Origin of the sequence: Exiguobacterium sp. s36 (assembly GCF_018618345.1) — a bacterium.
In the GTDB taxonomy this organism is placed as follows: Bacteria; Bacillota; Bacilli; order Exiguobacteriales; family Exiguobacteriaceae; genus Exiguobacterium; species Exiguobacterium chiriqhucha.
Genome location: NZ_JACSLW010000012.1, coordinates 22875 through 34358 on the forward strand (window position 1 = coordinate 22875; position 11484 = coordinate 34358).

The 11484-nt window shown below is 36.6% G+C and carries 11 protein-coding genes; 4 read left to right on the forward strand and 7 right to left on the reverse strand.

Going from position 1 to position 11484, the window contains the following annotated elements; genetic code table 11:
• The first annotated feature begins 529 nt into the window (after nucleotides 1–529).
• Together KNP95_RS15375 and KNP95_RS15380 are read left to right on the forward strand one after the other, a co-directional pair.
• Nucleotides 530–1855, forward strand: coding sequence for a primase C-terminal domain-containing protein (locus KNP95_RS15375; RefSeq protein ID WP_214838249.1), 1326 nt, complete (start codon nucleotides 530–532; stop codon nucleotides 1853–1855).
• Between the two features lie 15 nt (nucleotides 1856–1870).
• On the forward strand, nucleotides 1871–2707 hold the full coding sequence (locus KNP95_RS15380; protein ID WP_214838250.1) for an abortive infection family protein: 837 nt from the start codon (nucleotides 1871–1873) through the stop codon (nucleotides 2705–2707).
• Nucleotides 2708–3057: 350 nt separating this feature from the next.
• Here KNP95_RS15380 and KNP95_RS15385 read toward each other — a convergent pair whose 3' ends face one another.
• The gene (locus KNP95_RS15385; RefSeq protein WP_214838252.1) at nucleotides 3058–3618 is read right to left on the reverse strand and encodes a recombinase family protein; all 561 of its coding nucleotides are present in this window, start codon (nucleotides 3616–3618) and stop codon (nucleotides 3058–3060) included.
• Nucleotides 3619–3927: 309 nt separating this feature from the next.
• On the opposite strand from KNP95_RS15385, the gene KNP95_RS15390 reads away from it, so the two are divergent.
• Nucleotides 3928–5871: an ATP-dependent nuclease gene (locus KNP95_RS15390; protein WP_214838254.1), complete on the forward strand. Its 1944-nt coding sequence runs from the start codon at nucleotides 3928–3930 to the stop codon at nucleotides 5869–5871.
• A 154-nt stretch (nucleotides 5872–6025) separates the two neighbouring features.
• Here KNP95_RS15390 and KNP95_RS15395 read toward each other — a convergent pair whose 3' ends face one another.
• The 6 genes from KNP95_RS15395 to KNP95_RS15420 all read right to left on the reverse strand — a co-directional run bounded on the left by KNP95_RS15395 (nucleotide 6026) and on the right by KNP95_RS15420 (nucleotide 10164).
• Nucleotides 6026–6367 (reverse strand): YolD-like family protein, encoded by a 342-nt coding sequence (locus KNP95_RS15395; RefSeq protein WP_214838256.1) that lies wholly within the window; start codon nucleotides 6365–6367, stop codon nucleotides 6026–6028.
• Between the two features lie 296 nt (nucleotides 6368–6663).
• Nucleotides 6664–7014 (reverse strand): DUF6568 family protein, encoded by a 351-nt coding sequence (locus KNP95_RS15400; protein ID WP_064617367.1) that lies wholly within the window; start codon nucleotides 7012–7014, stop codon nucleotides 6664–6666.
• Between the two features lie 212 nt (nucleotides 7015–7226).
• A complete protein-coding gene (locus KNP95_RS15405) occupies nucleotides 7227–7550 on the reverse strand; it encodes a hypothetical protein (RefSeq protein WP_053522651.1) in 324 nt (107 codons plus the stop codon).
• A 250-nt stretch (nucleotides 7551–7800) separates the two neighbouring features.
• Nucleotides 7801–8382: an S-(hydroxymethyl)glutathione synthase gene (gene gfa / locus KNP95_RS15410; protein WP_094871737.1), complete on the reverse strand. Its 582-nt coding sequence runs from the start codon at nucleotides 8380–8382 to the stop codon at nucleotides 7801–7803.
• 25 nt (nucleotides 8383–8407) lie between these two features.
• The gene (locus KNP95_RS15415; protein ID WP_064617364.1) at nucleotides 8408–9523 is read right to left on the reverse strand and encodes an S-(hydroxymethyl)glutathione dehydrogenase/class III alcohol dehydrogenase; all 1116 of its coding nucleotides are present in this window, start codon (nucleotides 9521–9523) and stop codon (nucleotides 8408–8410) included.
• 278 nt (nucleotides 9524–9801) lie between these two features.
• Nucleotides 9802–10164 carry a winged helix-turn-helix transcriptional regulator gene (locus KNP95_RS15420; protein WP_094871738.1) on the reverse strand — a complete coding sequence of 121 codons (363 nt, stop codon included), beginning with the start codon at nucleotides 10162–10164 and terminating at the stop codon, nucleotides 9802–9804.
• 382 nt (nucleotides 10165–10546) lie between these two features.
• Here KNP95_RS15420 and fghA point away from each other — a divergent pair, with 382 nt between their 5' ends.
• Nucleotides 10547–11380 carry an S-formylglutathione hydrolase gene (fghA, locus tag KNP95_RS15425; RefSeq protein WP_094871740.1) on the forward strand — a complete coding sequence of 278 codons (834 nt, stop codon included), beginning with the start codon at nucleotides 10547–10549 and terminating at the stop codon, nucleotides 11378–11380.
• Nucleotides 11381–11484 lie beyond the last annotated feature (104 nt).

Consider the following 11484-nt stretch of genomic DNA (forward strand, 5'->3'; position numbering starts at 1 on the left):
GAGATTTGTATACATGTATACAAATCTACATGTATACAAATCTACATGTATACAAATCTACATGTATACAAATCTACATGTATACGCGTATACAAATCTACATGTATACATTGGTTTATATGAGCATAAGCTTGAAAAAAAGCTGTTGTTAAGCGGTTTCTTTTATGAAAACATAGGATTATGAAGTTCTTTCCAGTAGGGAAAAACGGCATAAAAAAATCTGATAACCTGGCCGTTATCAGATCCAAATCACCTGACTTAGTAGTCAGACTGTGTATTTAACAACGCTTCACCCTAAACCAGCCATCATGAATAGATTTGTAGAAACCAAGATTTCTAAAAACATAATACGATGAACTGAACCTTTTTCATGCGTTGTTCAAAAGAAAAACGTGACGAACAAAGGCGTCTTTCTTATGCAATCATTTTAACATTGTTCTTTCTTCTCGACAATGTTCATCGTATTTCAGAAAAATGGATACGCAACAATTTACGATGAACCATAGAACAGAAGAAAGGAGGATGTAGCATGGAAGTATTGAGAAATCTTTATCGAGACCAATTAACGGAAGCTCCGAAACGGGCCTCTCAGATCGAGAGAACCGGATACAGCAAAGACCTGGGATGGATTTTTGTCTGCCAGGAGTTCACACAACCACGTGCCATCCGTACATACCGCTCACTCTTTGGGGCAAAAGAAAAGTATACCTATTTCACACCGAACACATTTTACCGCAATGACCAACGTCATGCGGGCTCTTTGCGTTGGTTGAACGCCGTGGTGATCGATATCGATGTTAAGACGTCGCAGAATGCAGGGATGATTTTTCCGGACGTCATGGACCGGGTGACGAGTGCAGGCCTGCCGACACCATCACTCGTCGTCCAGACGCCTTCAGGTGGATTCCATGTGTATTGGTACTTGAAAGAACCAAGACGCGCTTTTCCAAAAGTCGTTGATCACTATAAGCGCGTCCAACGAATGATAGCTGAGGAGATGAACGCGGATCTTCAAGCGATAGGTGCTGAACGTTGGTTCCGTTTACCGACAGAAGAGAACACAGTTTTTCGTTCGGGAGAACGCGTTTCTTTTGATGACCTTTGCGACTGGTTGAATGAGTTGCAAGAGAATCATTCGAAAAAAAGGAACATAGCATTGGGATCGACTGATTTATTGTCCCATCCGGCAATTCTAAAGCTATTGGAAGGCGTGGAAGAGGGTCAACGTGACAATACATGCTACACCCTTGCTCTCGCATACAAGGCTGCAGGATACGAAGAAGATCAAGCCTTGTCGTCACTTTATTACTGGAATGAAAAGAACAGTCCTTCACTTCGCCAAATCGAAGTCAAACGGAAAGTGAAGAGCGCCTTCAAACTTGGTTCTCCGCTCGGCCCTTCATCATATTGGATTGAGACGTTGTCGGGTATCGAGTTCAAGTATCAAGTCTGGGAAGGTGCAAAACCGCGCGAAGAACGTACATATAGTCATCTAGATGAATGGAAAGAAGACATCCTTGCAGTTTTACGCAAAAACGGAGGGTGTATTTGTGGTGCGCAACGAACTCTTGTTTCTTTAATCACATCATCAGTAGACCCTTCCAAGTGCTTGTCATACGCAACATTCAAGCGCCTAATTGCTGTTATGGCTGAGGAAGGACTCATAACAAAGGAAGTAGAAGGAAGAGGGAGAGGTGCAAAAACAACGATAATGTTGGTTAAGAAAGACAATGTGGTTCTTTTCCCTGTTTCAATCGAATTTAATGGGCTCAACTCCAATACATTTATAGATACGGTGGTGGGTGGGTCTCTTTATTATTTTTACGGTATGAGAAATAGTTTCGATACTACGTAGATTGGGTGTGTCTTTATGGTTTTTATTCCGCTGTCTTCTCCCGTAATTGTTTCGTTCTCTAGGCTGTTTGAACAGACATCTTCTGTTTATCGTAAACCTAGTCACAATGATATTTCACGCGTTTTGATAGATATTGGGGTATCTGGTGTCGATCCTCGGACATCTGATTCAGGTATGGGTAAGGTGAAACGTATTGAGTATCTTCTTTATAGTCTGTCTTCTTCTGAAGATACTCTTGATTCTGCGTATATCTTATTTTTTAAATTACTGTCTATGCTTCATGCTCATGGCGGATTTAGAAAGGATTCAGAAAATTATGTAGGAGTTGAAGCATTTGAAAACTTTCGTAACGTCTTGAAAACTGAAGGGGTATTTATGGATGAGGATGGGTCCATTCTACCGATTGTTTTAGAAAATATGAGTGAAGGTGAGTACGAAGAGGCGTTGACCAAATATATCGTTAGGGCCAAAAGAGGTTCGATGGATGCTGCTTTGTTGGTTGGGACAGGAAAAGATTTGTTGGAAGCTGTATCGTATTATGTCGTGCATAAGAAAATGGGTGTGTATGAGCAAAAGAATTTTCCAACGTTATTAGGGTTAGCTTTCACTTGTCTGGGCATGTCAACTTCTGCTTCTAAGACTAATCCTTCACATGTAGAAAAAATGGAATTAGTTTTATATGACTTAGGTTGCTCTATAAATAATTTGAGGAACAAACAGGGAACTGGACATGGTAGACCATTCCTTCCTTTGATCAATGATCATGAGGCAAAAGTTGCAATAGAGTCTATGGGGATGATTTCAGAATATATGATGAGTAAGTTAAGAGAGGACAGTTCCACACGAATTTAAGAATAGGACTAAGAGTAAATCCTTTCATCTTTGATATGTTCGTTAAAGTTGATGCTCCAGATACCTCGTATGACAATCAGCTATGGTTTATCGATAAGGCCCTTGCCGAGATAAGCTATTAGGAATATTTCAAGACTTCCAGCGTACAAAAGTCATGTCGCATGACACACCGTATATCTGAGTCATCAACGCGTATCCCTCATCAATCTATGACGCTTATCAATTCAGGAATTGATGAGAGAAATCCTTGATATATCAGAACGATGACGTCAGAGCAATCCCAGTAATGTCTCGTTTCTTCTGGTGGTTCAGTCGTCAGAGGTGGTAACATCTAAGGGTCGTATTCGAAATTATTTTTTAATATAATTTGACGCTTTTTTATATTTATAAAATGTTGACCTAGATATATCTAGAGTTTTTGTGATATCGTCTACTGTCATCTTGGCTTCATACATCATCATTGCTCTGGCCATGATTTGTTCATCGATTGGTTTTCTGCCACCCATTCTTCCTCGAGCCCGGGCAGCCTGAAGCCCAGCGTTCGTACGTTCACGAATCAGCTCACGTTCCATTTCTGCTAATCCAGCCATCATTGTAAAGAACAATCTACCTGCAGCCGTGGAGGTATCTACACCTAGTGTAATGATTTGAAGATTGATTCCGCGATCCTTCAAATCATCAATCAATTCAAGAAGCTTCTTTGTGGTTCTTCCCAACCGATCTAGCTTCCAGACAACCAGGGTATCACCTTCTCGTAAATAATCTAAGCACTTTTCAAATTCTGGTCTTTTTTTAACACTGGAGGCCTTCTCTTGAAAGATTTTAGTACAACCAGCTTTCTTAAGTTCATCTAGCTGAGAGTCCAAGTTCTGATCAAAGGTTGATACTCTTGCATATCCAATTCTCGTCATGAATAACCTCCGTTTATTTGTTTGTTTACTCATTAATCATAACAGAAAACGAACATTGATAAAAAGATAAGTTAAAAGACAATTGAGACAAAATGAAAAGGGCTTTAAATAGCCCTTTTCATTTTAATGTGAATTAACAAACAAATATGTCTCTTTAACGTTCGTTTAAAAGACATGTTTGTTTTTATTATGATTTCGAAGAACTAAAGAAACTAGCAACATTATTTAAGCAAGAGAGATTTACTTAAAATTCCAAAAGGGTGATACAATCAATATGGAATAATAAAACAAAGGGAGGGCATTAATTAAATGAAGCTAAAAGAAGTGAAAATAAATAAGTATAAGAGTTTCTTACAGGAACAGATTGTTTCAATTGAAGACAAGACAACGAGGTTAGTGGGGAAGAATGAATCAGGAAAAACATCTTTCTTAGAAGCTTTGGCAAAATTCAACTATTTCACAGAGGATTCTAACAAAGAATTCAATGAAACTTTTGATTTTCCTAAAAATGAACTCAAAAGTTATCAAAAAAAAGGTGAGACAGTTACCGTTGTGTTATGTGTCTTCGAACTTCTACCTTATCAACTACAAGAGATTGAAGTTGATCTAGGAGAAAACGTTTTTCTTTCTAAGGAAATCAGTGTTTCTGTTGATTACGGTAAAAATAACAAGATTTATAGTGGTGTAAAAACAGATGAAAAGAGGTTCCTAGATAATCTTTTCAATAGATATATTACTGATGCTGCAATATTAGAGAAATTGAATAAAGCAAAGAGTATTTCGGAAGCAATTGAGTTTTGTGAGGATGAAATCGAATGTGAAGAAGTCTTAGAATTCCTCACAGAAATAAAAAACAATTCTTGGGACTGGAATCAAACTCTGAATGGGTATATTGTTAAAAAATATTTACGTGATTGGATACCTAAGTTTTGGTATTTCGATGAGTATTATTCTTTACCTTCGCGTATCAGTATCTCGAAAATGAAATCAAAGGGAATCGATGAAAGCTTCACAAAAGAAGAATATGACACTGCAAAGGCATTATTTGAATTAGCAAATATTGAAATTGATGAATTATATAATGCGAGTAGCTTTGAGTCCTTTATTTCTGAGTTAGAAGCTACATCTAACGAAATAACAGACGAATTTTTAAAATATTGGACTACGAATCAAAACCTAGAGATAAAGTTTGAAATAGAATCAATCACTAACCTCCACCCTAATAATCCTAATACTGTATTGAGTCAAGATAAGATACTCAATATCAGAATAAGAAACACCAAACATCGGGTTTCATTACCTCTCAAAAACAGAAGTAAAGGCTTTATTTGGTTCTTCTCCTTTTTAGTATGGTTTAGCAGAATAGATAACGCAAAAGACGATAAATTTATTTTGTTACTTGATGAACCAGGACTTAATCTACATGCATCTGCGCAAAGAGATTTATTAAATTTTATTGATGAAGAACTTTCTGAAAACTATCAAGTAATTTATACCACCCATTCTCCCTTTATGATTGACTCTGAAAAACTTCATGAAGTTCGGACTGTTTATGATTCTTTGGATGCGAAAATTGGAAGTAAAATTTCTGATGCCATTCAAGAAAAAGATTCAGAGACTCTTTTCCCGCTCCAAGCGGCTTTAGGATACGATATTGCACAAAATTTATACATTTCCAAAAACAATTTATTAGTAGAAGGGCCGGCTGATCTTATTTATATCACTGTAATGTCGAGTCTTCTAGAATCCAGCGGAAGAACATCACTTACCGAAGGTGTCACGATTATTCCGGTAGGTGGCTTAGATAAAGTTTCTACCTTCATCTCTCTTTTAAGAGGAAGTAAATTGAACACGGTTTGTCTATTAGATTCATTTACTGATCAAAAAGGAAAGCGGAAGGTAGAGGATCTGATTTCGAAAAAAATTATTAAAGCCAAGAATATTAGGTTTTTCGATGAATTTATCGATAGGGATAATAAATATGCAGATATAGAAGATTTATTTGAAAAAGTAGAATATCTTACGCTATTCAATGAAGCATTTGAAGAACTCGAAAACATTTCTGTTGAACAATTAGACACTGAAGAACCACAAGTATTGAAACAAATTAATAAAGTAATAGGAAAATCACATTTCAATCACTATAGACCTGCAAGTAAATTGGCTCAAAAAGGAGTAGACAGCAGTTTCTTTGAAGAACGAACGCTCACTCGATTTGAAAATATGTTCAAGGAAATTAATAAACTGTTCTAACTGATTAATTCAACTAAACTCCAGACATGAATTACTTTTTGTTTACAATTTCCTAGCCACTGTTATGAAATAAGTGGCTATTTTTTATTCTTTTATAAAAGTCGAGGAGCGATACTTCGTTTCGCGACGCAGACTTCGAACAACCGCCAGGGCGTTAGTCCATCGATTGTTCCACGTGAATGATGGCCTCGAACGGTACATGGATGATCCCGTCCCGCTGATTGGCCAGTTCGACGGTCCGCTCCAAATAGTTCGTTCGGTGCACGAACCCCTTGAACCGTTTCATCTCCCGCTCCTCGACATATTTCACCTCGACCATGTCTCCACTGAAGAGCGCGTCATTCAACACATTCTCATAGACCGATAGGACCTGTTCGTCGATATCGGGCATCTCAATCTTTTGGATTTCCTTATAATACTTTGTCAGTAGTGCCTTGTGCTCGGGCATGAGGAATGGAATCCATTTCAGCTCGCCCCGATCGCGATACATCGTCATAAAAAAATCATCCTCTTATTAAAACGAACATTTGTTCTTATTTTATACCCATTTTCTCTTTTTTGAACAGCCTTTTTCGTGATTGGTGTAGCTTTAAAATAAAGTTTGATCAAAAGTTCCCGCAAAAGCTCATTTTTCGGGCAAATAAAAAGAATCCGTTTTGAAAAAAAGATTGATCAAAATGGATTCTTTTCTTGTGGGTTAGTATACACTTTTTAAAATAAAGTTTGATCACTTTCTACCCTTGACGTTCCACAATAGCGCCCGATTGCAGAAGACCACTGTTTGCAATTGAATTATTTATTCATATAAGCTTTGATTTCTTCTTCTGACATGGATGAATCGCATTTCACGTTTATTGTGTCACCATTAGTAAAAACGAAACCAGGAACCGTTGGAATGTCGTATTCATTACGGAAGGCCGTAATACCTTCCATATCAGATTTTTCCACACTATTTACATAATAGATAGTAGTATCAGTTTCCTCAGCAACTTTTTTTAGTTTTTCAACGAATATTTGGCAAAAAGGACAAACAGCCTTTCCAATATAGATTAAGGCTTCGGATTCCCCTTTTACCAATGCCTGTGCTTTTTCGGAATCGATTTTATCAAAACTAGCTACATTTTCTTCATAAGTAGTCATCATCGCTCAATCTCCTTTTTCTAATGTTATTATTATACAATAAAGTGTAAATACTCAAATAAATTACGCTTACGTGCTTGAATGTTCAATCCTATCAAAAATTGATGTGAAACACAAAAATTGATCTCAATCAAAATATATTCCTACGATTTGATAAATTCTTCCGTATGTCACAAGAGTTTACTCTACAATCTCGCGCACGTTAGCCTAATGTTTTAAAGTTCTTTATATTTATTTTGTACCTGAACAAGAACGTATCTTTTAATCCACATTTGTGTAGCAACAGTTAATTGTTCATCCTCTTTCTCAAAGAACAGACCTGAGCCTTCTTTCGCTTCAAATTCCCAGCCGTTTGAACCAATCATTTGTTTAAGATTTTCATCGGCTATCGAAATACCGTCATTCTCGCTTCTTATGATATACCAAGTGGAATCATCGTCTGTTACGATCTCTATTATCTCTTCATCGGAATTTCTTAGTTTTTCAATTGCTACTTTTGCAGTTAGATTTTCTATCGGTAGAGGTTGATTTAGACCCACACCCTAAATAATGAATATACAAAAGCACTTACTCTGAAATAGAGTAAGTGCCTTTGCATATCTTTTCAATCTGCAGAATTCTTTAAAATATGTGAGATTGAAGCGAAACTTGAGTTTAAAAGGACTCTTGACGACAATAGTTTTTATAAACTAACAATTTTACGATTAATGAAGAACCGCTAGTTTATAAAAACAGAAAGCACATGTAACTAGTTTATTATTTCTTAATTACTACATTAAAATATAACTTTTATTCATTCAATGTGCCATTCAGTTCAGCAGTTTTAGTAGAAATTAAATCCATTAACTCAGGTGATAGGACATCATAGGTAGGTAATCCAATATCATTTAAATCTTTTCGGATATCAGCCATTTTTGAAGCCGGTGTACCTGTTTCGATTACAGACGAAACAAATGCTGCAAATTGTGGTGCAGACCACCCTTTATCCTCTGATAATTCTGTATGAACAAAATCTAAACCATAAAATGCATGATCTCTATTTTCTATACGACCAAATAAATGTGCTTTACATTCTTTACAAAAATGTCTTTGAATTGTAGCTGTTTCATCAACAATCTCTAACTTATCGCCGTTTCTAATGACATGAACTTTGTCACGAGGAGCTACAGCTACTAAAGAAAAATTGGCACCCTCTGGTTTCCAACACTTAGAACAACCACATGCATGGTTGTGCATTGTTTGTGAATCTACCTTGACTTCTACTTTATTGGATTCACAAAGACACTTTAGTGTTCCTCCTACAAAGTCTTTTACTTCTGGATAATCATTAATCCCGTTATCTAATCTTGGATGTAATTTAGTGGTAGTCATATGTTTTCCTCCTTGAATATATTCATTATTTTTCATACGTTAACATCGTACGGATTGACTCACCCTTATGAAGCAAATCAAATGCATCATTGATGTCTGTAAAGTTTAAGTGGTGTGTGATAAACGAATCGATATCGATTTCACCATTCATATAATCTTCAACCATTCCTGGAAGCTGCGTTCTGCCTTTCACGCCGCCAAAGGCAGAACCACGCCATACTCGACCCGTTACTAATTGGAATGGACGCGTATGAATCTCTTTCCCTCCAGCTGCTACACCGATAATAGTACTTTCACCCCAACCTTTATGACAACATTCAAGAGCAGACCTCATTACTTCAACATTTCCAATACACTCAAAGCTATAATCTACTCCTCCATCTGTCATTTCAACAATGACTTCTTGAATTGGTTTATCAAATTTAGCAGGATTTAGAAAATCAGTTGCGCCCATTTTTTTAGCTAATTCAAACTTATCTTCATTTAAGTCTACAGCAATAATTCGGCTTGCTTTTGCTTGAACCAATCCTTGAATAGCGGCTAATCCAATGGCTCCTAAACCAAATACGGCTGTCACAGCTCCTTCTTCCACTTTTGCTGTGTTGTGTACAGCGCCAATACCTGTAGTCACACCGCATCCAAATAGACCAATTTTATCAAGTGGCGCTTCTTTGTCAATTTTTGCTAAAGAGATTTCAGGAACGACTGTATATTCACTGAATGTACTTGTTCCCATGTAATGATAAATAGGCTCTCCATTATAAGAGAAACGAGTTGTTCCGTCAGGCATTAAACCTTTACCTTGAGTTTCTCGTACAGCACTACATAAGTTTGTTTTACCAGATCGACAGAATTTACATTCCCCACATTCAGCCGTGTATAGTGGAATAACATGATCTCCTGGTTCTACTGAAGTAACTCCTTCACCTACGGCTACTACAACACCAGCGCCTTCATGACCTAAAACGGCAGGGAATACGCCTTCTGGATCATCCCCTGATAATGTATAAGCATCTGTATGACAGACTGAAGTGTACAGTATCTTTACTAAAACCTCTCCGGCTTTTGGATCCTCTACATCGATTTCTACAATCTGAAGCGGTTCTCCCGCTTTAAATGCAACGGCTGCTTTACTTTTCAAATGAAACCCTTCTTTCTTTTGTTTTATAGCGTTACCATACCCATAATTACATATCAATATACCGTTGACAATACTGACACATTTGTCATCATGGACACATTAATACGTAAAAAATGTGAAACACTATGATGTTTACATTTCCATGATTACATATCGTAATTTAAATTACCATACTGACAAATATGTCATAATAACCAAAAGTGTAATGGATAGGTACGCGAACTGAAAAATTAATGCCTGTTTTTCTTTCTTACACCCATGCTAAGTATACATAGATGTTATTCAATCTCTGTTTTATTAGCGTCTCTTTCTAAAGAGTCGCTAAAAATATCTCCCCAATCACAGATTGAAGTTACAACAGGTTCTAGGAGACAACCAATTTCACTTAGTTGATACTCAACTTTAGGAGGTACAACGGGATATACAGTTCTAGTAATTATGTTATCATCTTCTAATTCCCTTAACTGTCTAATTAACATGCGTTGATTGACTTCGGGAAGTTTTTTTTGCATTTCACTTAACCTTAATGGAGACTCCTGTATCAAACACCATATAATCACTATTTTCCAACGTCCACCTATAACTGATAAAGCCAAATCTTTTCCAGTAAAATAAGTTTTATCTTTATAATTAATTTCCAATTATATTCACTCTCTCTATAAGTATTGATATATCACGGTTTAAACCGTCGAAACGATATTAGAATGTTCTTTTGGTTTTCCGGAAATTCTCACATATTAAGAATTCTAATCCTTGCCTTGTTTGATGCTCAGGTTAAGTTTTCTATAGAAGCAATCTCCGCATCATACCAATAGGGCTTCTTATTTACAAGTTGTCTTAAAGTTTTCTATCAGTAATGCTCCTTTCTTTTACTATTATAGCATAGTGACAAAAACGTCAGTATTGTAGATTGCATTTTATTATGTAATTATGGGTATGGATATCAATAAAGCATTTGGTTTACTTCATTAGTTAAATCAATCCGTACAATTATAAACAAATGGAGAATGGAGAGTGAAATAAATGAGTCTTAAACTAATTGAACAACAACGCTCTTTTGATGGGGAACAACGTAAGTACACCCATTATTCAGAAGTTTTACAATGTGATATGACATTTAGTATCTACTTACCATCAAATAAAGAAAAGAAAAAAATCCCTCTTATTTGGTGGCTATCTGGATTAACTTGTACAGATGATAATTTTAGTCAAAAAAGTGGATTTCAAAGATTGGCTGAAAAATATCAAGTGGCAGTCATTATTCCTGATACTTCACCACGCGGAGAAAACGTTGCTGATGATGATGCATACGACCTCGGACAAGGTGCCGGTTTTTATTTAAATGCCACACAAAATCCATGGGCAAAGAATTATCATATGTATACTTACATCACAGAGGAGTTAACAGGTATTACGTCCACTTTAGTACCTGGATTTTCAGGAAAAGAAAGTATAATGGGCCACTCAATGGGAGGTCATGGTGCTTTAGTAATTGGGATAAAAAATGCTGCAAGATTCAAAGCGATTTCTGCTTTTTCTCCTATTTCAAGTCCTAGTCAAGTCCCTTGGGGAATAAAAGCTTTCTCAACTTATTTAGGTGAAGACAAAGCTTCTTGGAAAGAATGGGATGCTTCAGAACTCATTAAAGCAACTGACACCCCCCCTATTCTTATTACACAAGGAACTGCAGATCAGTTTTATCCAGAACAATTGGAAGAAACGACTTTCTTAGAAAATGCCCAAGCAAATAACGTAGAAATAAACTATAAGCAAGTTAAAGGTTATGATCATAGCTATTTCTTCATCTCTACATTTTTGGAAGAACATTTCGAATTCCATATGAAGCAATTAAGATGATGCTTTTTAACAAATGACGGTTTGTCAAATTAAGCGCAACACTTCCTCCGTGAAGGCCTCGTGTGCGGTCTTCCAGCCCAGGCATTTGCGTGGGCGGCCGTTGA